Consider the following 26,265-nt stretch of genomic DNA (forward strand, 5'->3'; position numbering starts at 1 on the left):
GGAAGCATACGCTTCGCCTTTATCCACGGATTTTCCCCTTTAGAAAAGGGAATCAGAAAAATCTGGGGATAACAGCGATTGAAAGGTTGTTCTGTCATCGTAGTCTCCGTGTAAATAATCTTAGTCAATTTTAAAGAACCGAATCGAGGTGACGTAGACAGATGATAACCGAGGAGATTCAGGAGCAATATGCGGACGAGCTTGAAGCTTTTCACATCTGGATGAAGGATGCCGGGTATACAGGACATACGGTAAAATCATACACGGGTGACGTTGCAGAATTTCTCGAATCTATTCATGGAAAGTCACTGGATCAGGTTAAAAAGCTTCATGTATTATCCTTCCTGTCCCGAGCCCGGGAACGTGGAGTCAGTGATGCAACGCGAAATCGGAAACACGCAGCGGTAAACTGTTTCTACAAGTCACTGATTGAGCTTGAATTGTTGACGAATAATCCGGCTTTCGGGATCAAGAAATCCAAAACCGAACAAAACCGCGCCCCTGTTTTTCTGGATGAAAGTGGACTGGAACGATTTTTGCAATCTGTCGGGGGCAAATACCGTAAACGCAATCTGGCTGTTTTTCTGCTGATGGGATACATGGGATTGCGTGTTGGCGAGGTTCATGCCTTGAACTGCAAAGACTATAATGCGGAACGACGTACGCTGGATGTATTCGGTAAGGGCCGGAAGTGGCGAACATTGCCTGTACCGGAGACCGTTGCTGAACTGTTGTCCCAGGCGATCCAGGAGCGCTTGTCACCATGGCGTGCGAAGGAAGAAGCATTATTCGTCTCGCAGAAAGGAAAGCGTTTATCGATTCGCAGTATCCAGCTCATATCAACCGAAACCTTTGAACGCTTCCAGCGAGAGTCGCCGTCCAATCAGCGTTTGAATTACTCCAGTCATAAGCTGCGTCACTCTTTTGCGACCATGATGCTCAGACGCGGTGCAGATCTGCGAACCGTTCAGGAACTGCTTGGTCACTCGTCCATCCAGACCACGACGGTATACACTCACGTAACCAGCCGCGAGAAGGAGGAAGCGATGGCCCTGCTGGATGTCAAACTTCCGATGTTTGAGGCTGAGGTATGATGGCAATACACTTGTAAATTCAACGAAATTACTTATATAGTATTAATTTTAAAGCGGGGTTGTCCATAAGTCATGAGTCTGACGGTGGACAGCCCTTATTAGCGTTTTTTGCCTAGTCAACCTAGCACACGCTATTTGCGCCAATGTACTCAGAACTGAAATATAACGAATCATAGAGAGCTTATATCGTCAATGTTGGTTGATTCTAAGGTTCAGACACCATTTATACCAAAAATAGGTCACTGAAATTCATTACAGTTTGCATTCATGAAAATTCGCATGTTAGTGTGAAAATAGTTTTGGTTTAAAATATACAGAATATTTATTATGTAAACTAATAAAAAGATTCTTATTTCATACTTACCATAAGGTATATCTTCCATAATATCGCTCATTCTGTTTATAATAAAACCAAAGAGCCACGAGCATCTTCTTTGAAAGAAGAAACTTGTGGCTCTTGTCTATGCAACCTTGATAAAAGTTGTTTTTCAGAAATAAGGCTTACCCTGTAAACGACTGGAATTACTCCAAACCGGCAATTTGTTCCTTTAATTTGTTCGCGGATGCCTGAAAAGCAACTTTCTCCGTATCATTCAAAGGAAGTGGGAGAATCTCGCGTACGCCGTTGCGATCGACCACACATGGAACACCCAGATATACATCCGATACGCCATTGTAATCTTCCAGCAATGTGGAGACGTTCAGTACGGAACCTTCGTTACCCAGAATGGCAGCGACGATGCGGTCCAATGCAAGCGCAATTGCATAGGAAGTGGCTCCTTTGGCATTAATAATCTCATAAGCTGCATTTTTAGTCCGGTCAAAGATATCCTGCTGCGTTTCTTCATCCAGCTCCAGATCCGTACCTGCAACGTTCGCAAGACTCCATACCGGTACTTCTGAATCACCATGCTCCCCGATAATATGAGCGTGAATGCTGCGTGGATCAATGCCTTTGTTTTTACCAATAAGATAGCGGAAACGCGCACTATCCAGTAAGGTACCTGAACCAATGACACGGGAAGCCGGCCAGCCGCTTTGTTTCCATGAGGTATAGGACAAAATATCTACTGGATTCGTGGCAATCAACAAAATACCATGGGAATTAACCTCAGTAATACGTTCAATGATTTCTTTGAAAATGCTTGCATTTTTCTTCAACAGATCAATTCGAGTCTCACCCGGTTTCTGGGAAGCACCCGCAGTAATGATGATGATGTCTGCATCCTTGCAGTCCGAATAATCGCCTGCCCATACTTTCACGCCTCCGGTAAATGGGAGACCGTGGTTCATATCCAGCATTTCGCCGGTAGCCTTATCATGATTCACATCCACAAATACCAACTCGGACGAACGCTGTCTTAACATCAGCGTGTATCCCGTTGTTGTTCCCACCGCACCCATGCCTACAATAACGACACGACTTGGTTTGAGCGCTGCACTGTTTACCATTTTCATATCCTCTCCTTTTTGGGGTATACTTCCATCCATATTAAGGGATACGTGTCCGAAAAGCGAGCAAAGTCTATAAACTTTTTCACATTCCCTGTCTATTTTCAGTATATTTCGTCGAAAACAGGGTTTGTGATTCCCAGAAGGGATGAAAGCTGCATACAGATCGCTTCCTGCTTCCAAGAGCGGAGATGAGCCTTTTCGACATGGTTTGTGTTAGAATAGGAGCAGTGGATTTGGATGAATCGTAAAAAACAACTTGAATGGACAGGCATGCGCGCCTGCTTATTGGATGAGAGAGGTGGAAACCACTTGCGTTCGCAATGGATCAAAATCGCGCAGACAGCATTGCTGTCTATCGGTATAGCCGCTTTGCTGGCAGCTTGTACGGATTCTTCGGGACAGACCCCGGTAGCAAAGCCGCCGCAGGAGCAAGAAGATAACGGGAATACGGGCCAGACACTGACTGTGGTTCCCCCGGCAAACAGTACACAATCTGCAGATACAGCCAAATATCAAATTCAGACCCGGTTAACCGATTTTCAGCTGCTTAATGGAAATGGTGGATTAGCCTGGGGAGTGACGCGGAACGCCTTGCGTCTGTATTACACTCAGGATCAGGGAAGCACTTGGACCAATATTTCCCCGTCGGAGAATGTACAGTTCCCGGCGAATCCGCAATACGGACAAAGCATTTATTTTGTAGATAGTACACATGGCTGGATCGTTCGTGAAGGAATGGGCGGAACAGATACGATGGTCCTCCGCACGAACAACGGGGGAGCGAGTTGGAGCCTGTCTTCTTTGTCGAAGACCGATAAGGTGACTGCCATCACATTCGCATCTCCTGAGAAAGGCTGGATACTGACCACGACGGATACGTCCATTGGCAAACAGGATAAGAAGTTATATCTGACCGAGGATGGCGGTATTACCTGGAATGAGATGTCGTCGAGTGATGCTGAGGGCAAGCAGTCCACTGCGGAGATCCCGACACGGGGATATACTACAGGCATGACCTTTTCCGATTCAAACCACGGGTTCCTGACAGTGCTGGAGTTCGGTACACCGAAACTGTATGTCACAGTGGATGGCGGTGAACATTGGAAGTCGGGACCGTCGTTCTTTGACCGAGACCAATTCAACGGATGTGGCAATTTTAATATCAGCTCGCCGCAATTTTTTGGACGGGAAGCTCAGGGAGCCTGGATGTCCATGTCCTGTTCACAGGGAGAAAGCACGAAATTCAACGGCTTCTTTACCACAAATGGTGGACAGAGCTGGACTTTGTCAGCGTTTAGTCTGAACAAACAAACGGGCATTAATCGCAATCTGGCTCCTTCATTCCTGAACCCCTTAGAAGGTTGGGCCATGCAAAAAGGAAAAACCTATTACACCAAGGATGCCGGTAAAACATGGAAAGCACTTCCGGTGAGTAAAGTGTTGGAAAGCATTCACAAAGACTACCCGGAAATTGTCAAGCTTCAGATGGTTTCCTCGAAGCTAGGCTGGATTCTGGTTGAAAATACGGATGCCAAACGATCACTCTTACTCCAAACCGTAGACGGTGGGGTACACTGGAAAGTACTATAAATTTTGATGGAAAACGATAGCGTAAGAAGAGGAACCTGCGGGTTTCTTTTCTTTTGAATTACATTGTGAAATAAATCACAATATATTCCTTCAAATGATGTTATATTGAATTCAAGAAGAGATGGGAGTGATGAACATGAGAACGAATGAACAAGCTCAATTCACGCAGGCGGACGAGTTAACCAGATACATGCTTCAATTATGCTACACATGTGACGATGCCAACCGCTGTACAACCGAGGAAGAGGTCAAAGCTTGCATGGCCAAAAATGCCCAGGTTATCGAAACGGAGCAGACTGAGGGTGGAGAAGTAACACGCGGGTTTATGGACTTGATGTACGCTTAGTTATCAAAACTGATCAAAAAAGCACTGCTGCATCAACGTTTTGCCCCCATTAGGGGGCTTTCTTATTATAAAAAATAACTAAAAAAATCACATTTCCTGCAGCACACTCATATTTAACACTTCAGCAAAATGTTTTTTTAACTTTTGGTCAGCATTATTTTGCATTTTCTGAGTGACGTGAGTATATATTCCGAGAGTTATTTTTTCATCCCGATGACCCACTCTTTGCATAATCGTTTTTAAATCAACACCTGCTTCAGCAAGCATGCTGATATAGGTATGTCTGAAAATATGAGGTGTAGCATGTTTCTTTATAGTTGTCTTTTTCATAAGTTGCTGCATTCTTGTAAGGATGTACTTCTGATGTATAGGATAACCATCGGGTTTTCTGAAAACAAAGTTCTCATCATGGTAATGCTTATACAATTTTTTTTGTTGAAGATAACTATTATTGGATTGTTGCTGAAACTCCTTTAACATATGCATTATAGATTCGTCTATGGGTACGACTCTTATTGACGAAGTTGTTTTTGGTGGTGTTAGTTCATAATCAATAAAGCTTTTTGCATGAAGGGTTTTGGTTATTCTAATATGATTTGCTTCAAAATCAATGTCTGGCCATTTAAGTGCACAAAGTTCACCAGATCGAAATCCAGAGAATGCTAAAAGGTTAAATATCTCTTTGTCTAAGTATATTCCATAAATATTTATGACGTTGAAAAAATTTATTAGCTCAACTCGATCTAAATATTTTTCTTCAACAAGTTGATCCTTATTTTCTATTTCAGCTACAGTAAGCATCTTAACAGGAATAATGGAATCCGTAGTTGGATTATCAAGAATGTACTTGTTTTTAATTGCATATTTAAAGATCATGTTCGCAGTAGTTTTCAAACCGCTTATAGTGTTGAAAGAATATCCTTGTTCAAACAACTGATAAAGACACTCTTGAAAATCTCTATGAGTAATACTAGAGATCTTTCTTTTTGCAAAGTGTTTGTTTAAATTCTTGATTTCAACTCCTCTGGTTATAATACTTCGTTTTTTCACCTTACCTTTAGAATAAACTCTAAACCATTCTTCAGCCACATCTTCAAATATTAAACTCTTATTCTTTTTAGCATTAACACCTCTTGATAATTGATCATACACAGCTTGAGCACGAGCGAATGCTTCCTTCTGAGTATCACCTCTTCGAGGTATCTGTTTTCGCTTCCCAGTTAACGGATCTGGTGGACCTTCCAGTGTGCAAATCCACTTGTATCCCTGTTTATTATTTGCTTTGATCTTAGTGTAAGATGCCATATATGATCAGCTCCTCAACTTAACTAGTTTGATTTTTTAATTGTTGGAGAAGACGTCTTGACTCGTTTGAAGGTTGCTTTGGTTGTGATGAACGAAATAGAGAGACGGCCATTTGAATTTTACTTTTCATCATCTCAATATTTTCACGGTAGGTGTGATATTCTTCATGTAACCTGGAGGCGATTTGTTCAGCACGGTCTGCAGCGAGCTCAATGGGCACTCTGAACTCTTCTGATAGAAGCCCTATATATTCACCCCAGGTCATATCTAAAGGCGTAGGGAGAAGGTAATAGGGCATAGAAGCCATTAATCTAAAGTTCGATGCTTGGATCTCTTGAAGATCTACAAAAAGCTTAGGAAGTTCATCCTGGTGGCCCTCGTGACGAACGATGTGAGCAAGCTCATGAAAGAAATCTGCCCGTTGTTGTATGAGAGAAGTATCTTTATTTAGAAAAATAACGCTCCCCCAATCTTCCCAATGAGATTTTGGTTTTCCATTGTAGTAAATGATATCCGCGCCCCATATGGAGGCAATTAAGTCGATATCCAATTCATGCGGATGATTAATTCCAAACACTTGATACAAATCGCAGATCAACAGTTCTGTATCTGTTGGTTCATAATATGGAAGCATTGTGCCATTTCCCCTTGTAGAATAGTACATATGTTCGCTTTTCGGTTTAAAAGAAAAGCCCAGAAGGGCTTTAGATAATTACTTAGCTGCAGTGATACCAAATGTAGAAATGTTATTGTCTTGAATTTTGAATCGATATTTATATCCGTTTCTAACTGTAGCTCCATCAAAATCATTCAAATTTATGTCGCCATCGAGTAGCCCAATATCTTTTATAACGTCCTGGGCATCGTTATATGTGTATCCGTTATTACTTGTCATGATTAGTGTGGCAATAGCTGTCATGAGTGTTCCGCCAGTTTGTTCACTGAAACCACCGGTTCCTATAAGCATGACCTGCTGTATTTGATCCTCTGGATTTAGCGTACCCATCATACTTAAATCATCACTGAAAATATACTGGAATGTTTTAGTGTTGCTTTTTTGAGCGTCTTCAATTTTAAACTGCGTAATTCCCAGATCGTTTAATCTGTATTTGCCAACTATAGCGTTAAACTCATTTTTGAACTCATCCGTAGACATACTGAAGAGTGCAGGCAGAGACAAATCAACATTTTGCTGAGTATTTATCGTTACAGCCTCAGTTGGAGTATCTATAGTTGTTGTTGTACTGGTGCTTGGATTGTCCGAGAAGAGTCGAATGCCAAAAACGCCAACGCAAGTCATCACAATAAATGCTCCAGTGAGAATAAAATGTTTCTTAGCCTTACCATTTTGCTTTTTGACTGCTGAGACTCCAAGAAAGAGAAATACGGTAAGGGCAATTAAACCTAATAAAAACATTAAAACGAATAGGCTTTGCAAAATCTCACCTCTTAAATTCTATTGTCGTAATTCTATTTGTCCTGCTGCTCCTGTTGCTTTTTCTTCATTTCTCTCCAAGCTTGAATTGCTGCATTCGCTACTTCTTTTTCTTCATCCGTCCAACCTTTACCGCCATCCATGTACGCACTACCACCTGCTGGAAGACGAGAAATCGACCGTCCTTGCAAGTAATCTAAAGAGACTTCAAAAAGGTCAGCGATCTTGTTCAATGTATCCAATGGTGGTTCTTTGGTTCCATTCTCGTAAGCCGTGTATGTTGTACGGGCTACTCCAATAATATCGGCGACATACCCTTGGGTCCACTTAGATTCAGAAGCCTTTTTACGTTCTCTTTCAGATTTTAGCCGTTTAGAGAAGATCTTTTCCATATTAGACACCAACTTCGTTGAGGATACACTTATTATAATGTTCCTTTAAGAAACTTTAAAGAAATGTTCCTAATAGTATAACAAACCCTTGACTTGTTCCTTTTAGTAACATATAATTCGATTATAAAGTTACTTAAAGGAACATTACAGGAGGTGAGCACAATGAGAATTTGGCTCAAAGAGTTTCGTGATTCTGCAGATAAAACTCAAGTTGTAGTTGCTGATGAGGCAGGAATATCTCGCAGTTACTATACTAATATTGAAAATGGAACTAAAACACCATCTGTCAAAGCTGCAAAATCAATCGCAAAGGTATTGTGTTTTCCATGGGAACATTTTTTTGACGATAAATGTTCCTTTAAAGAACAAAATGACAACGATAATAGTAGAAAAGAAGTTGTCTAAACGGAACAAAGGAGGCTCACAGCATGTTCAAAATTGAAGTCAATCCGACCGAACTGGAACAGATGATTATGTCTGCTGTACAAAAGGCAATTGAGCAATCACCGTTTGCTTCTTCCCAAACGCATCCAACCTTGATGGATAAGAAGCAGCTAATGGAGTTCCTGAAGATCGGTGCTACAAAAGCAGCTGAACTACTTAACAGAGAGGACTTCCCAGTGATCAGAGAGTTTGGTCATCCAAGGGTACCGTTTCATTCACTCATGGCTTGGATTGACGATCACACAGAGTGGGTCAAGGCCAACGCCAAAGGATATTGGGAGCAGCGGGGAGGCGTTGCCTAATGTCACTACATTGGTACCGGAATACCTCGCCAGCAGCATGCGCCGCAGGAGCAGCTATTCGAGTTTTACTAAAAGGTATGGAGCCGGATGAAGCTCTCCAGCAAACGTTATATAACGGTCGCCATACGGACAATCCGGAAGACATTACGTTTGACGAATTAAACACATTGAAGGAAACAACCCACGCTCACCTTGAGCATATAAGAAAAACCGCCGGAGCTGTACCGGCTGCCGGCGGACGATGAAGGGGATTGGGGGAAGACCTTACAACACAATATTACATCAGCCCTCTGTCCAAATTCATCTAACTAAATCGGACAAAGGAGACATAACAAGTATGACAATTGGACATTTTCCCAGTGCGTTGGGCGAAGTTCTCAAACGCACTGGCGATACTCTGGCAAAAGCAGGAGAAGCAGTGCACATGGATGGCTCACAGATTGGAAAAGTGATCAAAGGCACTAGAAAGCCTTCAAAAGAGCTAATGAGGGGTGCAGTCGAACATTACGATGATGGCCAACTTTACATCGCAGCAGCCGGGGAAGTCACTGGCGGTGCTTTTGCTCCCTGGCTGGACAACGTGGATTTACATAGAGCATCAGTTTTGTTCAAGACCGTGGAAGAAGTAAAGGAAGTCCTGGCTTTATCATCCGAGGCACCGATTAATAAAACGGGCGACCAGCTCACAGAATCAGATCGATTGATCATGAAACGGCTGCTTATGGAAACAGTCGAAGCGATCACTGCACTAACGCATTTCGCTGCAGTGCTGTGCAAGGAGTATTCCTTCAGCTGGTTCGCTACCTGGAAAGAACATCGAGCGGATCTGAAGGCAAAAAAATATATGAAGTGAGGTTGATTGAATGACTCGTGAACAGTTGGCATACGAAGCGCTGCAGGCTGGGAAGAATTCGAAGCACAATTTGGAAGTAATCCGGAAGCAGCCTGAAAGAATGTTGCCTGGGCAAATGGAGAATGCAGAGGATTACTTGAATCGGATGATTCGATTCGCAGATGTGGAAATAAAAAACGTCCGGCTGGCGGGCCGAACGCTTGGTTTGAGAACTCGACTAAAGTCTCTTGTGCTGCTTATTTTATCGTCTCCCGAGTCAAAGCGCAAGGGGGAATCGGTATGAAAGATCAATTATACATCCAAATCATCATTAATTATACGGAGTGTGCTAAGGCCCTCCGCGAAAACACGGCAGCAGTGACATCCTTTAATGGATCGATTCAGGGGAAGGAGTTTGAATCCATTTGGCAAGAACGGGAAATGATCTTTCACCGCTGGCAGAACGCTGCTGCAAGCCTTCGGGAACTACCTGATGAGTACGTAGCGCAAGCTGTAGCGGCAATCGATCAGATTTAACTGTAACGAGATATGGACAGGCCCATGTCGGCCTTGTCTTCCGGCGTCGGACGGTTTCATAACCAACTCCCGTACGGCGTCGGAAGATGCGGCTGACGCATCACAGAGTATTAGCGCGAGGGTTACATTTTTAGACTTTGTTGGCTCCCTCTACAAAAGGTTCAAGACAAAAGTCTGGTTCACGCCATTAGCCACGTAACCGCCTGAGGAGTTCGATTGACGGCTCACTGGGTCGATTGGTTGGGAAAATGGCGGCTCTCGCGGTGGTACTTTGCCACCAATACATATGAAAGGAGGACACAAGAAAATGAGCATTCAAGAATCGTTTGATAAGATGCTGAATCTCTTAAACAGTTTGAAGGATGACACTAATGACGCTATAAACAATACGCCTTACATCCTTCGTAGATTATCTGAATTTACGGATGGAGAACTTGGTGACTTGATTTCTAACCTTGAGGAAGTTCGTGACAAGGCTGAGGAAATGGAAGTTGAGTTGAACGGGTTAAAGGAAACAATGGATCAGCTAAGCGCCGAAAACGAAAAATAGCCCGTTGCAGCGGGCTATCTCAGAACATTGAAAATTAAATATGGATACACGGTCATCTTACCATGGGTGGCCGTTCCAAACAAGGAGGACGTTATGAGTAAAACGACTGCTATTACTGTCGACTTATCCGCTCAGACCATTGACGCTGCTGTTAAGCCAGCGATGCACTACACGCCAGCAATACTTTCCGTCTCGGGTACATTTGGTTCCGTTGAACTGATGGCCGATGACGATCAACTTGCGGCTGTAGCGGATGCAATCAGCCAGCACTTTAAATCAAAGGAGAAGAGCGCATGAGACAAATTACATTGATTTCCCTGATCCTTCGCAATTTTAAAGGGTTACGGGATTTTGTATTGGAAGCTGACGGTCGCAGTATTTCTGCTTACGGCGACAACGCCACTGGTAAGACAACGTTGTTCGATGGGTTTGTATGGACGCTGTTGGGTAAAGACAGCCAAAATCGTACGGACTTTGAAATCAAAGCTCTGGACGAAGCTGGGAAAGTTGCTGAACACGGCCTGCAACATGAGGTTGAAGCAATCCTGATGGTTGACCGTCGTCGTCGTTCTTTCAAAAAGGTGTTTGCCGAGAAATGGACGCGTAAGCGGGGGCAAGCGGCGGCAGAATTTGGTGGTCATACAACAGATTATTACGTTGATGGCGTGCCGGTTAAGCAAGGACAGTACAAAGCTGAGGTGGATGCACTGATTAATGAGGATGTTTTCAAACTTCTCACTAATCCTGCCTACTTTAACGAGATCCTTAAACCGGATGCGCGCCGCAAAGTGCTTTTGGAAGTGTGTGGGGAAATGACGGATGCCGAAATCATTGCAAGCAGCAAGCAACTCGCGCCATTGGCTGACATTCTTGGAGATCGAAGCCTTGAGGATCACCGCAAGGTGATCGCAGCTCGTCGGACTGAGATCAATAAGGAACTAGATAAGATTCCGGTTCGCATCGATGAAGCCCGCCGCAGTATGCCAGATGTGTCTGACTTGGACGCTGAGTTGTTGCAAGAGGACATCGAAACGATGCGCGGCAGGGTGGATGCCAAGACGGCCGAGCTTCAACGGATTCAGTCTGGTGGTGAGTTATCTTCCAAGGAGATCCGCTTGCGTGAGATTAATGCGGAGCTGGCAGGAATTAAGCAAGTGATTCAGGCGGATGGTCTACAAGCAGTAAACGGGCAACAAGCAAGGCTGTCGCAATTACGTGGTGAAGCTTCTGAACTACAATCCCGGTTAAACGCGGGACAACGTGAGGCAGAACGTTATAAAGGACAGATCAATCGTGCTGATAGCCAAGTTAAAAGGCTGCGGGCAGAATGGACATCTCTTGATAGCCTTCAATATCCGGTGCACGAGCATCAGCATGATGCCAATTGCCCTACTTGTGGACAAGCACTTCCTGAGGATCAAATGCAGGCAGCACAGGACAAAGCGCTGGAAACATTTAATCTGGACAAGTCCAAGCGCCTTGAAGCAATTAGTGCTGACGGTAAGCTTGCTGCAGCAGAGAAAAATGAACTGGAAAAGGCATTGAAAACACTTGAAGGCGAGTTGAACAATCTGCAGGAGGAAGTTGCTTCAAAGGCAGCCGAAGTTACGGCAGCCGAAGCAACTTTGCAGACCTTACAAACCAACATTGCTGATCCATCAGACAATACTAAGTATCAATCCAAACAGCGAGAAGGTGAACAAGTTCGTGCTGAGATCGAACAGCTTCGTTCTTCTGCTGCTGATGCTATGGGCAAAGTACAAGCTGAGATCCGAATCCTTCGCGGTCAGGTTGACGACCTGGAAGCGGACAAAGCGAAGCTGGCAACAGTAGCAGCGACTAAAGTACGAATCACTGAGCTGGAGCAACAAGAGCGCATATTGGCCGCAGAATTTGAGAAATTGGAACACGAATTGTTCCTGACAGAAGAATTCACCCGTACCAAGGTTTCGATGCTTGAATCCAAAATCAACAGCAAATTCAAATATGCACGGTTCCGTTTGTTCGAAGAGCAAGTCAATGGTGGGTTGAAGGACGTCTGCAAGACATTGTTCAACGGTGTGCCTTATGAAGGCGGTTTGAACAACGCTGCTCGGATTAATGTTGGCTTGGACATCATCAATACACTTGGACAGCATTACGGATTCTCAGCACCGATATTCGTGGATAACGCTGAGGCAGTAACACAATTGATTGATACGGATGCCCAAATGATTCGTTTGGTTGTTCCACCAACGTTCCGTAGTTTGCCAAAAGAGGCACAAAAAGAGCTTGCTAAGCAACATGGCAGTTATGAAGATGCTGAAGCTGCTTGGAGCGATAGAAACAAGAAGCTCCGTTTGGAGCATAACGACATCCAGGAGGCGATTTAATTGAGCGACTTTTCGACAACACTTTCAAAGGTAAACGACAACTATTTCCCGATGATCGAGCGTCAACTCATCGGGAATGGCGTGAAGATGGACGAATACGCAAAATCATGTGTACTAAATGCCATTTCAGCGATTAACAATTCCTTGGATTCTAAAGGGATCAGCTGGAATGACAGTGATCTTGATAAGAGCAATATTACTCAAATCTTGCTGCAGGTGGCTTCTCTCAAACTGAATGCCGCGGCAAGCCCTCGGGAGGTTTACTTCCAAACTCGGAACGTCTCCGTCAAGAAGAAGGTTGATGGCAAGGATGTAACCACATGGAAAAAACAAGTTGAGATGGGCATTGAGGGTGACGGCAACGATGCCATCCTCGCCCGTTATGGACGTGATGTAAAGAAGGTTGGACAGTTCTGGCTTGTACGGGAAGGTGACGATTTCACTTATCCGGAATACACCGGATTTGAGGTTGTGCCGCCAACGTGGCGCCCTAAGGGCAAGGGTGATGTGGTGAGGGTTGTATATCCTATCATGAAGAAGGATGGAACCATTGAGTTTCACATCGCTGAAAGGGAGGATGTTGTCCGGAATCTTGTCGCACACATGAGTAACAACATGATGAACGAGACGTTTGGCGTCTGTGCTGATCGATACAAGGCAACCACCGACCAAAGGAAAGCGATAGCTGCTAAGAAATCGGAAATCCTCAACAAAGCGAAAGCTGCAGGAATGGCAGCATTAGACGATGCGGAACTTCAACAATACATTAGTCCAGCCTGGACTGAACCTCAAAGTCGTGAATCGATGATCATCCGTAAGATGCGGAACAACGTCGTGAAGAAGATTCCTAAGGACTTCGGTAATGCGTTGGTTGAAATGTCATACACCGAAGCAACAGACGAATCGTACAGCGAGGTTCAACGCGAAATCGCTGAACATGCCAATACAGAGCCGATTGATATTTCACCACAGCCAGGGCAACCAAATGAAGAGAACGACCTTCAACCCGAACATGATCAACATGAGGAACCACGGGAAATGAATTTCGGGGATGAAAAGCCTACCAGTGGTAGCGGTCCCGACTTCTGATGATTGAGATTACTTCTATTGGCTCCAGCAGCGCGGGTAACGCCTACCGAATTACGGATGGCAAAACCCCGCTCCTGTTGGATGCAGGGCTGCGCTATAAGGACATTCAGCGCGGCCTTACATTTCAGGTGTCTTCATTGTTCGGATGTCTCGTAACTCATGAACATGGCGACCATAGCATCGCTGTCAAGGATCTGATCAAGGCAGGAGTGGACATATACACCAGCAAGGGTACAGCCAATGCATTACGCATTGATGGCCATCGTGTGCGGCCAGTTTCTGCCCTGGAACCATTCATCATTGGTACCTGGTCGATTCTACCTTTTGATACACAGCATGACGCAGCGGAGCCTTTGGGGTTCCTCTTGGCTAATACAGCAGGGGACAAGCTTCTGTTTGCAACTGATACCTATTACATCAAACATCGTTTCACGGGTCTGACCCACATCATGGTGGAATGCAATTATTCAATCAAAATACTCAATCAAAATATTGCCGCTGGCCATGTGCCGGCGGTGATGAAGCATCGGCTGCTCCGATCACACTTCTCGCTCGAGAACGTGAAGGAATTCATCCGAGCTAATGACATGCGGCGGGTGCAAGAGATTCACTTACTTCACTTGTCGGACAACAACAGCGACGAAGCACTTTTCAAACGCGAGATTATGGCTCTCACAGGCAAACAGGTATATGTAGCGGGTAGGTGATCGATATGAACGATCTGTCAGGCAAGCCGTTCCTGAAGAGCATGATGGGGGAACGGATTTGGAAGTTGTTCGATACTGACAAGGCAGCCTTTCAACGTGAAACTATTGCGTATTTTGAACGCGGGTACCCGGAATGGGAAGTAAAGCGGGTCAAGTATCCGCATGTATTCTTACAACACAGAAGGGGGCACTAAGGATGCCCAAGGTGGTACAAATATCTGTCGGTGCTTCATTTACAAAAAATCTTGGCAATTTTCAAAGCCTTAAGGTTGAAGCGAATATCGTTATGGAGTTACATAACGATGATGATCCGAGCGTCGCTTATGAAGATGCTTGGGCAAAGGTACAAGATCAGATTCGTAAGGGATTAGGGAAGGGGCAACCGAAGTGAGCAACCAAAATGTTTATACTCAAATGAATTTACTGTTACAAGAAGCGACTAAGAGAGGGCCTGGAGCAATCGATTCTCATTTTAAAGCTTTGGCATTCTCCATTGGGGCTCAGGCTGCAGTTATGTCGGACCCCAATGAAATGCCTACAGTCATCAATGATTTGATTAGCGAATTTGGCAGAGGTGTCCAAGCGGGGATGCTGGAAGAACACGGAGTGAATGGCCGTTTTGGTGTTCAAGTCCACGCCGTAAATGTTAAGCGATAAAACAAGGGGATGAACGGCATGCCAGAAGGCAGTTACCCGTTTCCGATCTACTCCGGCATCTTGGAGCCAGACCACTACAAGAACATAGGCAACGCGATATGGCTTTTCCTCTGGTGCATCAGCTCCACAACAATGGAGCAGGAGAAGGAGGGAACTGTCTGGGGCATTGTCCTAGGTGGCAAGCCAATGAAGCTGTCTGAGATAGCCGGTTATTTCGGAGTCAATGACAAAACCGTCAGTCGTTGGCTGGATGCATTGGAACAGCATCATTACATCAATGTGACCAGGGCACCAAGAGGGTTGATCCTGAAGGTTCGAAACTCCAAAAAGAGATCAGACAAAAATGTCCGATCAGTCGAAAGTGAACAGACAAAAGTGTCCGATCACAATCACGGCGATAAGACAATATTGTCCGATCAGTCACCAAGTGATCAGACAGAAATGTCCGATCACACGGCAGATTTGGGTAGTGATCGGACAAAACTGTCCGATCTAAAAGATATTACTACTACTACTACTGTTACTACTGCTAATAATCCGGAATCGTGGGATGACATTTTGAATCCTGTTCATCGCGATGATGGAAGCGGTGGAATGATTGAAATATTAAATGCTTATTGCGAGATGCATAACAAATTGGATTTTAACGTTTCTCCAAAAGAACGTTTAGCCATGGGTAAGATGGTCGCCGGAGGTACGCCTAGCCCTTTTACCATCCGAACTATGGCAAGCCTGCTTGAGGCAAAACGCATTCGTGAGGGAAACACATTCAAGCTTCCCAAGAGTTTTTTGTACTACCTGGAAGGGATCGAGGAAGCTTGGAAAATCCAACAAGCAACGGAACAGCAGCCTGTTAGACATTATGTTGTTCCAAAGTCAGAACCGCCAGCAGCTACTCAGCCCCGCAGATTAAGCCGTCAACAACAAAAGAGAGAGAGTCTTAAGCAAAGACTGAGAGAGGAGGAAGCCCGTGGAAAGAGCTGATGTCCTTAGGTTGTTCGTTGTGATAACCGATGAATATCCGAATTTTGATGACAGTGACGAGAACGTGGATCGCCATCTCAAGGCGCTGAAAGATTTCCCTTTTGATACGGCTGTACAAAACGTTGAACGGCACATCGAGACAAACAGTTTTTACCCCAAGATCTCTGAGATACGGGGATTCGCCGCTGATCAGTCAGCGCGTGAACGTGAACTGGAAGTTACCAGGGCTTATCTGGACCAACGAGAAGCAAACCGGGCAAAAGCTACGTTACCGCCGCCTGGATGGAAGGATGAGTTACTTGCAAAACTTCGGAACACCTGATTTACCTCATAGCCTTGAAATTGAACAAGCAGTATTAGGTGGGGCTTTGATTGATATTGAAATGGCAGAAGAAATTGTAACAAGACTGGATTTGGACACTTTCTTCAGCGCAAAGCATCGTTTGATATATCAAGCTCTTGTAGAGCTGGTAGAGAATCATAACCCTGTAGATCTGATTACGGTTATGGGGCGGTTGAAAGAGAAGAACGAATTAGAAGATGTTGGTGGGGTAGTTTATCTTTCCGATCTAGCGGGTTCTGTTCCGAAGCAAGCCAATGTTACTCATTACGACATGTACATTCACCAGTTGCAGGATGCGGCTATACGACGTGATTTTATCCGGACGAGCATGTTGCAGATTGAACAGGCTATGGCTGGCACTGAAGTTCCGCAACTTCTCGCGAGTGCTCAACAAGCTAATACCAAACTGGCGGATCGAGCGGCACCAGAACAAGACTTCAAGCCGATTCAATCAGTGTTGGTCGAATTCGTGGAAACGACTGAAACCAAGGCAACCAACTTGAAAAATGGTATTGTCACTGGCTTACAGACAGGTTTCGCTGACCTGGACGGCATCACAGGTGGTCTCCAAAAGACGGATCTCATTATCGTCGCAGCTCGGCCATCCGTTGGTAAGACTGCTTTTGCACTCAACCTCGCACAGAATGTGGCCATTAAAACGGATGAGACTGTAGCGATTTTCAGTTTGGAAATGTCAGCGGGTCAGTTGGTGCAAAGGATGGTCAGTGCAGAAGGCAACCTGAATGCCAGTGTGATGAAGAGTGGGGATTTGGTGGATGATGACTGGACGACCCTTGCAGATGCGGTTGGCACATTGGGCGCAACCAATATTTTCATCGATGATTCGCCAGGCATAACGGTTCAAGACATTTGTTCCAAGTGCCGCAGGCTCAAAAAGGAAAAGGGGCTCGGGCTGATCGTCATCGATTACCTACAGCTGATTGAGGTGACCGGACGTTCTAAAGCTGGTGAGAATCGGCAGCAGGAAGTTTCCCTTATTTCTCGGACATTGAAACAGTTAGCCAAAGAAATGGATGCACCTATTGTTGCTTTGTCGCAACTTAGTCGGGCAGTAGAACAACGCCAGGACAAACGTCCGATGATGTCTGACTTGAGGGAATCGGGTTCGATCGAGCAAGATGCCGATATCGTATCGTTCTTGTACCGGGACGACTACTACAACCAGGAATCGGAGAAGAAGAACATCATCGAGATCATCATCGGCAAACAGCGTAATGGTCCCGTTGGTACCGTTGAACTGGTCTTCTTGAAACAGTTCAATAAATTCGTTAATTATCAACGCACTCATAACGATTCATTCGGGCCTACGCCACCACCGCCCAAAGATATAGAGAAGCGCCAGTATGCATAAGGAGGAACGGGCATGAAACAAGGTAAACGGCCGACAAAGCGGCAGAAGATGGAGATCAAGGTGAACGGCCTGAACGCTGACAACTGGCTAGTTGAACGGGATCTGCCATCCATGATGGTGATAGTTCATCGCTTTTCTGGCAAAGCACGTACGATCCGGCGGGGAGCATGATGGATAATCCTTGGAATAGATGGTCGATATACGAATACATGAAGCACCGCTTTCTCCGGACGGGAGAAGTGCCCGATCAGGACGAGCTGCAGGCAGAATTCGAGGGAATTGATCAAACTGAACTCCGTGAAGGGATCGTTGAGTTTGATGCAATTGCTGGCGAATGGCCGGAACTGGAGGCGCAACATGCGAAAGTTGATTGATCCGCACCATCAGACACATTTGAGTTATGCCGTGCGCGGTGACGATGGCCGTAAGATGGCCGAAGTTTTTGTCATTCGGCGGGACATGCTGCCGGCAAATCAGCGGCGTAAGCAAAACACGAAGGGGCGGAAAGCCAAATGAATACCCGTTATGTGGGAATCGATCCAAGTACAAAGACAGGCGTCGTGATTCTGGACGCTGCCGGAAATGTCTTAAAGAATATTGAGATACAAGGCCAAGGGGAGGAAGAACCGGGGCGCATTAACGACGTTGTTGTCCGGACATTGAGGCTGATAGAAAGAGCGGACGTCGTGGCCATAGAGAACTTTTCATTTCAATCAACAGGGTCATTTGTTGGGCAACAATACGCGATTGGCTGGGCAATCCGTATCGGGCTATACCATCGCAAGCAAAAGTACATTGAAGTGGCCCCGAACTCACTAAAGAAATTTGCTACTGGAGTCGGTAAAGGAAGCAAAGAAGATCTAATTCTCCCAATCTTCAAACGTTGGGGATTCGAACACGAAAGCGATAACGTCCGAGACGCGTTTGTTTTGGCTCAAATCGTTCGGGCCATACACCAGCCGATTCAACTGACGAAACCACAGCAGGAAGTAATTCACAATCTGCTGCATCCACCTAAAAAAACAACCACATCTAAAACCAAAACCAAGAGAGGAAAGTGAACAATATGACAATCGAATTCGCCAAATTTACAGCAGAGGTAGCAAAGGGTATCAAAATCGGTTCTGAAGTTGAAGTAAAACTTCTGATTCCTTTGAAATCAGCGGTACCGTTTCTGGAATTCCTGAGCAACAGCCAAGGCGAGGACGTGTTAGTGCACCTTGGAGATCCGCAAGCTTCTTTTAACTTCGAGGACCAGGACGATATGTACCGCAAATGGAATGGTCACCGCGTAACGACTGATCAATCTGGTGTAGTGACGCAGATTGAGAAGACAGGGAATGAACCTCAACAGGACGAGAACCAAGCTCAAATGTTTGGACCAGACGGTGAGCCGATTCAGCCACAGGAACCGACCGGAGATGGTCAAGAATCGGAGGATGGGAACGAACAGCCAACTGTTCCACCTACGGGCGGCGATGATCCGGGTAGCGATCCAAATGATCCATACGGTGATAACGATGACATCCCTGACTGGATGAAGGAAGGTGGAGATGATCAGTCCGGATCGAAGGAGATGGACTTTACTTCTGAAGGTGGAGAAGGTGAACCGGAGCCGCCAGCGGATCAACAGCAGGAAGTGAAGCAAGATCCACCTGCAAGTGATGCAGAAGGGGCTTCTGGTGAGGTGGACAAGGATGCGCTTGAACAGTACATCATCACTGAACGTCCTACATTCCCTGACATGCCACTTGATTTCCCTAATCTCTTTGAACAGAAGCGGGACCAAGGGGTCACATGGCGGGAAATTGCAAATAGCGTGGGCCTAACGTCTGGTCAACTTAGCAGCAAGTTAACCAAGTATAAGGAACGTGTTAAGGAGAAAATGGTAGGCAACGGGGTAGCGTAACCCTCCACATAGCAGCATCCCCAGTCAATGGTTGGCCGGGGATACTATCTGCATTAATCAGATGTTAACCTGAAAAAGCTATTCCATTAAATCCTGCATTTACCATCCATACTCCAGGTTGGCCTACTTCCAAATTAGAATAAATAAAAAGACTATATCGAATTTGGCCAGTTATTAATGCTTGAATATTGGGGAGATCTGCTGCAGTTATAGAGATCGTTGAAGCCGTACCATCTATAGGACCTGGTCTAACAACTGATTGATAAATGCGTGTACCTGATCCTAAAGTTCCATTTCCGTTTCTTTCGATAACAACAGTAACATCGGTATCATCGGGTGAATCTAGTGCTTTATAGAATGTTACAGAACCTGATAGCCATACCCTTACACTGTTTAAGTCAGGGCTTACTGAAGAAGTCTGAATACCCAAATCACCTATTAATATTGGGGTTACAAAGACGTATTCAATATTACCACCTGTACCAGAGTTATGTTCGGAAACTCGCATATCAAGCGCACGAATTGTCATGGCAAGCACTCCTTTTTTTAATAGAGTACTCAATCCAGAGGCATTTTGTGAGCCTGTTTTTAAGAGATTGATAGTTCAAGTAATTCGTACCTAGTAAACATAACATATAAAAATTAGGCCCATTTCACCTGAGGTAATGCAGTTGGATTATCAAAGAATTAGGGGCCGCATCTCAAGATAACCGGATCCGTAGGAAGGCATTCATACGGAAAAAATTTGCACATGGATTATAGAAGCTTGAAGATGGAAACGTGGAGACATCTGAAGGACATCGGCGCTGAGCACCCACCCGAAAGACCAGAAAGCGGCAGAAGGCTGTAACTGCTCCACAACAGCATAACGGCAACAGTAGGTACTATAAACGCGGGGGTGAGTGGTAGGTTTGCAAAGAGATCATAGAGCATTGTTGTTGGAATACGGTTTTCCGGAGGACTTGGTAAGTGGCTGGAGTGCTGAAGACTGCGAAGCTGAATGGGATGAATTTTGTAGCGAAGTGATTCCGGAATAATAAATATCCCCCGCAAGCTTGGCGGCCAGGCGGGGGATGTAGTGGATGTTATTTCCTCATTCCTCTTATTAGTATATCACAGGATAAAGGGGAATGAGGGGAATGGCGATGGCATGGGGACAAGGGGAACTCTTTGCAAAAGCATCTAAACAGGAAATCCAGCGGACAAAGTTCCTGCTCGATAAATATACAGATATGGTCTCCTTGATGAGAGACTTTGAGCAATTTGAGCAGGATATGCAACAAATAACGATTGAAGGCGAAGCAGCTCGCCGCATTGATCAAACGGATCTGCATGCGGACAAAACGGCTAACGCTACAATTCTGATTGAAAAGCAACGCTGGGTATATAAAAGATATCAGTTTTACACGAACCAACTTCGCAGGGCCTGCGCACTGATTAAGGAAAATGAGACTAAACAAGCAATAGACTACCGTTATATTCAAGGGTACTCGCATAAAGAGACTTTATTGTTCTTTCGGCATGGTCTCAGTAGCAGTACGATCCGTCGTAGATTACTGGAAGGCACTGAGAGCATGGCCAACACCCTAAAGCTTATGGGATTCTTTGAGCAGGACAATGCGGAGTTTTGAGGAAGAGGCAAAAGAAAGCCTAGTTGACTAACATGGAATTGGTCAAACATATACACGCATATCTTGTTAAAAACCAAAGGAATGATCTATTCATGAAAAAGAAAACACGGCGGTTGGCAGTTCCGATCACATCAAAGAAAAAAGTAAAGGTAACTGCGACATACAAGACTATCCAAGTAGCGGTTCCACAAGCTCCTGTAGAGGGTGTACTGCCGCCTTCAATGACGTTTTATGTAGATGCACGGTTTACCACTACACAAGTAACCCGGATAAGGCAGATGATAGGTATTATCCTTGCAGAATGGGATGAACATTTTAGAGCGAGAAACCAGGGAGAACAATCAGCCTATGAAATTTGCGTTGATAAATATGCGCGTTTCAACTTAGGTCCTGTATGGTTCGAAGAGAAACTTGCAAATGGATATGCTGCCGCTGGTGTTCAAATGGATGGTTTAACAGAAATGATAGTTGCCAATGGATTTGGGATAGCGTCTAAAGCCTACATCATGTATCAAGAATCAGTCAATTCCACGATTAAGGCTGTGAATGCATCGAACCCTGAAACTGCTTCGCTTTCAGTTACTATTAATGCAAGTGATCTTAGTAAAACTAGTGTATCAAATCAATTTCTTGCCGGATCTCTCCTGCATGCCTGGCTTCACCGAGAGGGATATCGTCACCCTGCAGGTAAATACACTTCTTACATGGCTGGAGAAGCAAGCATGTGCATTATGAGAGATAATCGGGATAAAACCCCTAACGTACCAGTTAGCACCTATACGAAATGGTTAGATTGAAGTTGTCCATTTCAAATAAAATAGTTCGATACGCTAAACGATTTGTTGGTATGCAGTTTAAAAATCACTCATCGCTTATAAAATTTGATTGTTCATCTTTCACACAAAAGGTATACGCTAAATACGGCATTTCTCTTCCCCGAACTACCCTGAAGCAATCACAACAAGGCATTGAAGTTGAGAAAGATGATCTTCAAGTTGGAGATCTCATGTTCTTTTACGTGCCAGATAAACATCCTACGAACGACATCGTAGGCCATGTTGGCATTTATGTTGGTAAGCAGAAAATGATCCACTGTATCCCAACATCAAATGTATTCCTGACAAGCATTAATAAGCCTCATTGGAATAAAACATTTCTATTGGCTAGAAGAGTAATTAATGTCAACAAGTGATGAATGAATCTTCAAATGGAGAGCGAACCATGCATGATTTATGAAGTTAAAGTGAACACAGCCTGAACTCAGATTGACCCTAAGTTGAGCACCACATGATGCGATTCCCATGATACATTAGGAGCATAGAAAAAGGCGCGAATGATACGCACGGCTGCATAATGCAGCATTAGACCGGGGCGTTCCTCTTCCCGCCTTTTCTGTTTTCATCGTAGTTGCCGAGAACATTTTGGAGTAAATGCGATTTAGCGAGGAATTGAAAGGAATTGACGGGTTTGTTCTGCATGATCAGGGCTCACCCGTTTTCTGATTCTTGACCCAGATTTCGCATCATCAGTAAAATGGTCTTGTTCTTCCTCTATAGTTACATAGTACGTATGCATTTAAAGCAAAGAGCGCAGCGCATTTGCGGCGACCGTTTCGGGCGCATGCTTTTAGGACGCAACACCAACATCATACATATCACATTTTAAAGTCGTTCCTTCATGGATCGGCTTTTTTTATTGGAGCTTTATATGATTAGCAGCAGAAGACGTAAAAGGAAACGGGCAAGACCCAACAAGCAGCCGGAAAAATGCAAAGGTTGTGTATGGGGCAGATGGGATGGAGTGAAACAGTTCTGTAGTAGACAACCTTGTGTTAGGAAGGGAAATCTTCCCTGATGTCGAATTATAAGAGACTGGGGGGGAGTGCTTTGAAAATTAGTGATGTTATAGATTATTCATTAGAATCTATAGCCGGCAGGATCAAGATTGCACCAAGTCAAAAAATCGCTGATCTTGCAAGTAACAATGTCCTAAGAAGTACGTTTGCGATCACAAGTACATTTGCCATTTTAACTGAGGAGTTAAAGAAAGAATTAATATACTTAATTCAGGAAATTTCTCAGACAAAAGTTAGAAAAAAAGATATATCTGCTCTTCGGGTTAAACTCAATGAGTTTATTCTGTCTGAATTTAAGGAGCATGAGAGACATTTGACAAGTTTGAACATCTTCACTAAATTCGCAAGTCCGGAGATCATCAAAGTTATTAATAAAGAAATTGATGACACTAAGTCATCAGTGGAACTGAAGCTGTTGATTCTCGAACGGAAGCTCAGTGAACGACAGTGGCAAATTTATTGGGATTTAACTAAAATAGCACTTTCCGCAATAATAGGCGGTGTTATAGGAGCATATATCAAAAGTGCAATCGGATCCTAGGCGAAGGGAGTTGCAAGAGTCATGGTAAAAGTTAATGCAAATCTTCAAGAAGCAGATGGAAGTTTTGATGAGTACAGCAGTAGAACGTATGATTTGAATGAAGCTCAAGTAACAGCTTTGCTAAACTCAGATATTGTTACATATCCACGTAGTCATGGGAGTAACAGCAGGAGTTCAGTTAAGACACGAATTATACAAAAGAATTTTTCGTTGTTCGACCCAGAAAAACCAGTTTGGGAAATAGTTTTCCAGGTGATTGAATAGGCATCCTTCGGGGTGCTTTTTCTTTTGCCTTCATATGACAGAATGTGAGCCGTTCTAAGCCCGTCTAATTGATTGCGTGAATACAGGAATCATTCCATAGACGAGCGGAGAACAGCGTCTGAGTGAGCGTACGCACGGATATGAAGGTGACCCCTACGTGGAAACCAACTCAACACAAACATGGCCTTGACCTATCCACCTTCTTGTCTGATACTGGAGTTTAAGATACAAAAAATGGATGGAGGATTGAAGGTAGATGGGAATGGAATTTGAAGGAGTTCATAATGAGGTAGTAAAAGCAGGGGCTAGCCTATTAGGGGGACTGATTAAGGATACCGCTCAAGGAATTACTTCAAGAATAGATGCTGCTAGAGCTTCAAAAGATAAAGATAAAACAATTAACAGTTTAGAAGAGATAATTAATGAACTTATCTCAGATAGAAATCAACTTATTCAAGCAGTTCAGGCTTATCAAGAAGTTCTTATAACACAAAAAATATCTGATGCAGAAATTGATTATATTACTCAAAATATATTTCCACTTTTGGAAGAACTGATCGAAAGAAACTCCGGGGAAGACGCCGATAAAATGCGTGAAACACTTCAAATGATGAAACCCCTACTTTCAAAAGAATTATTCAGCATAGCTCAATTACTAGGTTTCAATTTTAGACAAGCTATTGGAGAACCATTAACGAAATTGGTTAATTCATTGATTACTTCAAAATCTGTCATTTCTAGCGAAACAAATGCAGCATTACAAATAGCAATGGCAAATAAAGAAGCGGAACTATTTAAGTTTATGCAAGATGAACAAGCCGTTCAAAAAATGTCTGCTTTAAATGGACAAGAAAGGGTTTAAAAATTTGAATATTACACTATAAAGGCACCAATAGGTGCTTTTTTTGTTTCCATAAAGCTACTGGAGGTACAATATATGAACATCAGAATCGTGCCAATCGATCAGATTAATGCAGCAGCCTATAACCCCCGTGTTGATCTTCAGCCCGGGGATGTTGAATATGAGAAGCTTCGCCGCAGCATAGAGGAATTCGGTTATGTTGAGCCGATTGTCTGGAATGAACGCACAGGGCATATGGTCGGCGGTCATCAACGATACAAGATTATGGTCAACGAGCTGGGCCACACTGAGCTGCAAGTTTCTGTGGTGGATCTGGACGATCAGCAGGAGCGGCTCCTGAATATCGCCTTGAACAAGGTTTCTGGACGCTGGGATGACGAAGCTTTGGGAAGGTTGTTGGACGAGCTGCAGGAAAGCGGGGCAGATTTAACACTGTCAGGCTTTGATCAGGAGGAATTCGAGGATCTGATCGCAGAGTTTGGTACTGTTCCAGATACGGAGATTGAAGTTCCAGTCGTTGAGGATGATTTTGACGTTCAAGGTGCATTGGACAATATCCGTGAGCCTGAGACACAACGGGGTGATATTTGGCAGCTTGGCCCACATCGATTGATGTGTGGGGATTCCACTAGCGAAGAAGATGTCGGTTGCCTGATGGATGGGGAGTTGGCAGCGCTGGTGGTGACTGATCCGCCGTATAATGTAGCTGTGAAAAGTGACTCTTCCCGGTTGGCCGGGGATGGTCGCAGTAGCATAATGAACGACGACATGCCCGCAGAGGAATTCGCGGGCTTTTTGCATGCTGTATTTGAACAGTATGCCGTGGTCATTGAACCGACCGCAGCAATCTATGTCTTCCATCCATCTTCGTATCAGCGGGAATTTGAGGACGCGATGAATGCTGCTGGCATCACTGTCCGCTGTCAGTGCGTTTGGGTTAAGAACGTGGCCACCTTCGGCTGGGCGCAATACCGCTGGAAGCATGAACCGGTGTTTTATGCCCACAAGAAAGGCAAGGCCCCGGCCTGGTACGGCGATCGCACGCAGACCACGGTATGGCGGGCTGGCTTACCGGCAGGAGATCCACTTCCGGAGACGGTCTGGGAGGTTTCGAAGGGAGACGTGACCAAGTACGTTCACCCCACGCAGAAGCCGTTGGAGCTCCTAGCCATTCCCATCCTGAACAGCAGCCGACGCGGGGACACGATTGCTGATTTCTTTGGCGGCAGTGGATCTACTATGTTGACCTGTGAACAGCTTGACCGGTCCTGCAGAACCATGGAGCTGGACCCAGTCTTCTGCGACGTCATTAAGAGACGTTATCAGGCATTTACCGGCACTGAGGTAGTGCTGGTGCATCGGACTGATCCTGTAGTCTAAAATCATTTCTATGCCCT

General features: G+C 44.7%; 38 protein-coding genes. 32 read left to right on the forward strand and 6 right to left on the reverse strand.

Going from position 1 to position 26,265, the window contains the following annotated elements; translation table 11 throughout:
• The first annotated feature begins 161 nt into the window (after positions 1-161).
• Positions 162-1,094 carry a tyrosine-type recombinase/integrase gene (locus PPA03S_RS02415; RefSeq protein WP_062319423.1) on the forward strand — a complete coding sequence of 311 codons (933 nt, stop codon included), beginning with the start codon at positions 162-164 and terminating at the stop codon, positions 1,092-1,094.
• Between the two features lie 522 nt (positions 1,095-1,616).
• Here the strand turns inward: PPA03S_RS02415 and PPA03S_RS02420 are convergent.
• Positions 1,617-2,546, reverse strand: a complete 930-nt coding sequence (locus tag PPA03S_RS02420) for an L-lactate dehydrogenase (protein ID WP_062319425.1) — start codon at positions 2,544-2,546, stop codon at positions 1,617-1,619.
• Between the two features lie 240 nt (positions 2,547-2,786).
• On the opposite strand from PPA03S_RS02420, the gene PPA03S_RS02425 reads away from it, so the two are divergent.
• Positions 2,787-4,139, forward strand: a complete 1,353-nt coding sequence (locus PPA03S_RS02425; protein ID WP_062319427.1) for a WD40/YVTN/BNR-like repeat-containing protein — start codon at positions 2,787-2,789, stop codon at positions 4,137-4,139.
• Between the two features lie 136 nt (positions 4,140-4,275).
• A complete protein-coding gene (locus tag PPA03S_RS02430) occupies positions 4,276-4,485 on the forward strand; it encodes a hypothetical protein (protein ID WP_068963947.1) in 210 nt (69 codons plus the stop codon).
• Between the two features lie 87 nt (positions 4,486-4,572).
• Here the strand turns inward: PPA03S_RS02430 and PPA03S_RS02435 are convergent, their stop codons facing one another.
• The 4 genes from PPA03S_RS02435 to PPA03S_RS02450 all read right to left on the reverse strand — a co-directional run bounded on the left by PPA03S_RS02435 (position 4,573) and on the right by PPA03S_RS02450 (position 7,617).
• A complete protein-coding gene (locus tag PPA03S_RS02435; protein WP_062319432.1) occupies positions 4,573-5,790 on the reverse strand; it encodes a tyrosine-type recombinase/integrase in 1,218 nt (405 codons plus the stop codon).
• A gap of 19 nt (positions 5,791-5,809) precedes the next feature.
• Positions 5,810-6,424 carry an ImmA/IrrE family metallo-endopeptidase gene (locus tag PPA03S_RS02440; protein WP_245683493.1) on the reverse strand — a complete coding sequence of 205 codons (615 nt, stop codon included), beginning with the start codon at positions 6,422-6,424 and terminating at the stop codon, positions 5,810-5,812.
• A 78-nt stretch (positions 6,425-6,502) separates the two neighbouring features.
• The gene (locus PPA03S_RS02445; RefSeq protein WP_062319434.1) at positions 6,503-7,228 is read right to left on the reverse strand and encodes a hypothetical protein; all 726 of its coding nucleotides are present in this window, start codon (positions 7,226-7,228) and stop codon (positions 6,503-6,505) included.
• Positions 7,229-7,260: 32 nt separating this feature from the next.
• A complete protein-coding gene (locus PPA03S_RS02450) occupies positions 7,261-7,617 on the reverse strand; it encodes a helix-turn-helix transcriptional regulator (protein ID WP_062319436.1) in 357 nt (118 codons plus the stop codon).
• Positions 7,618-7,779: 162 nt separating this feature from the next.
• Between PPA03S_RS02450 and PPA03S_RS02455 the strand changes: the two genes are divergently transcribed.
• From PPA03S_RS02455 to PPA03S_RS02550, 22 genes are all read left to right on the forward strand, one after another.
• Positions 7,780-8,022, forward strand: coding sequence for a helix-turn-helix transcriptional regulator (locus tag PPA03S_RS02455; RefSeq protein ID WP_062319438.1), 243 nt, complete (start codon positions 7,780-7,782; stop codon positions 8,020-8,022).
• 23 nt (positions 8,023-8,045) lie between these two features.
• Complete coding sequence (locus tag PPA03S_RS02460) at positions 8,046-8,363, forward strand: hypothetical protein (protein ID WP_062319440.1); 318 nt, start codon at positions 8,046-8,048, stop codon at positions 8,361-8,363.
• Positions 8,363-8,608, forward strand: coding sequence for a hypothetical protein (locus PPA03S_RS02465; RefSeq protein WP_062319442.1), 246 nt, complete (start codon positions 8,363-8,365; stop codon positions 8,606-8,608). Before PPA03S_RS02460 ends, PPA03S_RS02465 begins: the two co-directional genes overlap by 1 nt.
• A 92-nt stretch (positions 8,609-8,700) precedes the next feature.
• A complete protein-coding gene (locus PPA03S_RS02470; protein WP_062319444.1) occupies positions 8,701-9,216 on the forward strand; it encodes a hypothetical protein in 516 nt (171 codons plus the stop codon).
• Between the two features lie 10 nt (positions 9,217-9,226).
• Positions 9,227-9,499 carry a hypothetical protein gene (locus PPA03S_RS02475; RefSeq protein WP_062319446.1) on the forward strand — a complete coding sequence of 91 codons (273 nt, stop codon included), beginning with the start codon at positions 9,227-9,229 and terminating at the stop codon, positions 9,497-9,499.
• Positions 9,496-9,732: a hypothetical protein gene (locus PPA03S_RS02480; RefSeq protein ID WP_062319448.1), complete on the forward strand. Its 237-nt coding sequence runs from the start codon at positions 9,496-9,498 to the stop codon at positions 9,730-9,732. Before PPA03S_RS02475 ends, PPA03S_RS02480 begins: the two co-directional genes overlap by 4 nt.
• Positions 9,733-10,039: 307 nt before the next feature.
• Positions 10,040-10,282 (forward strand): hypothetical protein, encoded by a 243-nt coding sequence (locus tag PPA03S_RS02485; protein ID WP_062319450.1) that lies wholly within the window; start codon positions 10,040-10,042, stop codon positions 10,280-10,282.
• A gap of 93 nt (positions 10,283-10,375) precedes the next feature.
• Positions 10,376-10,579 carry a hypothetical protein gene (locus PPA03S_RS02490; RefSeq protein WP_062319452.1) on the forward strand — a complete coding sequence of 68 codons (204 nt, stop codon included), beginning with the start codon at positions 10,376-10,378 and terminating at the stop codon, positions 10,577-10,579.
• Positions 10,576-12,654, forward strand: coding sequence for a hypothetical protein (locus PPA03S_RS02495; protein ID WP_062319454.1), 2,079 nt, complete (start codon positions 10,576-10,578; stop codon positions 12,652-12,654). Before PPA03S_RS02490 ends, PPA03S_RS02495 begins: the two co-directional genes overlap by 4 nt.
• Positions 12,655-13,743, forward strand: a complete 1,089-nt coding sequence (locus PPA03S_RS02500; protein WP_062319457.1) for a hypothetical protein — start codon at positions 12,655-12,657, stop codon at positions 13,741-13,743. It begins immediately after the preceding gene.
• A complete protein-coding gene (locus PPA03S_RS02505) occupies positions 13,743-14,450 on the forward strand; it encodes an MBL fold metallo-hydrolase (protein ID WP_062319458.1) in 708 nt (235 codons plus the stop codon). Before PPA03S_RS02500 ends, PPA03S_RS02505 begins: the two co-directional genes overlap by 1 nt.
• A gap of 5 nt (positions 14,451-14,455) precedes the next feature.
• Positions 14,456-14,644 (forward strand): hypothetical protein, encoded by a 189-nt coding sequence (locus tag PPA03S_RS02510; RefSeq protein WP_062319460.1) that lies wholly within the window; start codon positions 14,456-14,458, stop codon positions 14,642-14,644.
• 2 nt (positions 14,645-14,646) lie between these two features.
• Positions 14,647-14,841 (forward strand): hypothetical protein, encoded by a 195-nt coding sequence (locus tag PPA03S_RS02515; RefSeq protein WP_062319462.1) that lies wholly within the window; start codon positions 14,647-14,649, stop codon positions 14,839-14,841.
• A 23-nt stretch (positions 14,842-14,864) separates the two neighbouring features.
• On the forward strand, positions 14,865-15,107 hold the full coding sequence (locus PPA03S_RS02520; protein ID WP_217998909.1) for a hypothetical protein: 243 nt from the start codon (positions 14,865-14,867) through the stop codon (positions 15,105-15,107).
• 18 nt (positions 15,108-15,125) lie between these two features.
• Positions 15,126-16,091, forward strand: coding sequence for a hypothetical protein (locus PPA03S_RS02525; RefSeq protein WP_062319466.1), 966 nt, complete (start codon positions 15,126-15,128; stop codon positions 16,089-16,091).
• 19 nt (positions 16,092-16,110) lie between these two features.
• Positions 16,111-16,413 carry a replicative helicase loader/inhibitor gene (locus PPA03S_RS02530; protein WP_245683501.1) on the forward strand — a complete coding sequence of 101 codons (303 nt, stop codon included), beginning with the start codon at positions 16,111-16,113 and terminating at the stop codon, positions 16,411-16,413.
• A complete protein-coding gene (gene dnaB, locus PPA03S_RS02535) occupies positions 16,382-17,806 on the forward strand; it encodes a replicative DNA helicase (RefSeq protein WP_062319471.1) in 1,425 nt (474 codons plus the stop codon). The genes PPA03S_RS02530 and dnaB overlap by 32 nt, the downstream gene beginning before the upstream one ends.
• A gap of 12 nt (positions 17,807-17,818) precedes the next feature.
• Positions 17,819-17,977, forward strand: a complete 159-nt coding sequence (locus tag PPA03S_RS33190) for a DUF6906 family protein (RefSeq protein WP_167665966.1) — start codon at positions 17,819-17,821, stop codon at positions 17,975-17,977.
• Positions 17,974-18,180, forward strand: coding sequence for a hypothetical protein (locus tag PPA03S_RS02540; protein WP_062319472.1), 207 nt, complete (start codon positions 17,974-17,976; stop codon positions 18,178-18,180). Before PPA03S_RS33190 ends, PPA03S_RS02540 begins: the two co-directional genes overlap by 4 nt.
• Entirely contained in the window at positions 18,164-18,322 is a 159-nt protein-coding gene (locus tag PPA03S_RS32710; RefSeq protein ID WP_157283903.1) for a hypothetical protein, read from the forward strand. The genes PPA03S_RS02540 and PPA03S_RS32710 overlap by 17 nt, the downstream gene beginning before the upstream one ends.
• Positions 18,319-18,867 carry a crossover junction endodeoxyribonuclease RuvC gene (locus tag PPA03S_RS02545; RefSeq protein WP_062319474.1) on the forward strand — a complete coding sequence of 183 codons (549 nt, stop codon included), beginning with the start codon at positions 18,319-18,321 and terminating at the stop codon, positions 18,865-18,867. The genes PPA03S_RS32710 and PPA03S_RS02545 overlap by 4 nt, the downstream gene beginning before the upstream one ends.
• 5 nt (positions 18,868-18,872) lie before the next feature.
• Positions 18,873-19,715: a hypothetical protein gene (locus PPA03S_RS02550; protein WP_062319476.1), complete on the forward strand. Its 843-nt coding sequence runs from the start codon at positions 18,873-18,875 to the stop codon at positions 19,713-19,715.
• A 64-nt stretch (positions 19,716-19,779) separates the two neighbouring features.
• Here the strand turns inward: PPA03S_RS02550 and PPA03S_RS02555 are convergent, their stop codons facing one another.
• The gene (locus PPA03S_RS02555; protein ID WP_062319478.1) at positions 19,780-20,244 is read right to left on the reverse strand and encodes a hypothetical protein; all 465 of its coding nucleotides are present in this window, start codon (positions 20,242-20,244) and stop codon (positions 19,780-19,782) included.
• A 610-nt stretch (positions 20,245-20,854) separates the two neighbouring features.
• Between PPA03S_RS02555 and PPA03S_RS02560 the strand changes: the two genes are divergently transcribed.
• The 7 genes from PPA03S_RS02560 (at position 20,855) to PPA03S_RS02590 (ending at position 26,248) form a co-directional block, all read left to right on the forward strand.
• Entirely contained in the window at positions 20,855-21,346 is a 492-nt protein-coding gene (locus PPA03S_RS02560; RefSeq protein WP_062319480.1) for a hypothetical protein, read from the forward strand.
• 32 nt (positions 21,347-21,378) lie between these two features.
• Complete coding sequence (locus tag PPA03S_RS02565; RefSeq protein WP_062319482.1) at positions 21,379-22,143, forward strand: hypothetical protein; 765 nt, start codon at positions 21,379-21,381, stop codon at positions 22,141-22,143.
• Positions 22,144-22,193: 50 nt separating this feature from the next.
• On the forward strand, positions 22,194-22,538 hold the full coding sequence (locus tag PPA03S_RS34325; protein WP_167665967.1) for a C40 family peptidase: 345 nt from the start codon (positions 22,194-22,196) through the stop codon (positions 22,536-22,538).
• A gap of 694 nt (positions 22,539-23,232) precedes the next feature.
• On the forward strand, positions 23,233-23,742 hold the full coding sequence (locus PPA03S_RS02575; protein WP_157283905.1) for a hypothetical protein: 510 nt from the start codon (positions 23,233-23,235) through the stop codon (positions 23,740-23,742).
• A gap of 21 nt (positions 23,743-23,763) precedes the next feature.
• Positions 23,764-24,006: a hypothetical protein gene (locus PPA03S_RS02580; protein ID WP_062319487.1), complete on the forward strand. Its 243-nt coding sequence runs from the start codon at positions 23,764-23,766 to the stop codon at positions 24,004-24,006.
• 256 nt (positions 24,007-24,262) lie between these two features.
• Positions 24,263-24,868 (forward strand): hypothetical protein, encoded by a 606-nt coding sequence (locus PPA03S_RS02585; protein ID WP_062319489.1) that lies wholly within the window; start codon positions 24,263-24,265, stop codon positions 24,866-24,868.
• A 75-nt stretch (positions 24,869-24,943) separates the two neighbouring features.
• Positions 24,944-26,248: a site-specific DNA-methyltransferase gene (locus PPA03S_RS02590; protein WP_062319491.1), complete on the forward strand. Its 1,305-nt coding sequence runs from the start codon at positions 24,944-24,946 to the stop codon at positions 26,246-26,248.
• The last annotated feature ends 17 nt before the right edge of the window (positions 26,249-26,265 follow it).

It is taken from the genome of Paenibacillus pabuli NBRC 13638 (genome assembly GCF_001514495.1).
GTDB lineage: Bacteria > Bacillota > Bacilli > Paenibacillales > Paenibacillaceae > Paenibacillus > Paenibacillus pabuli.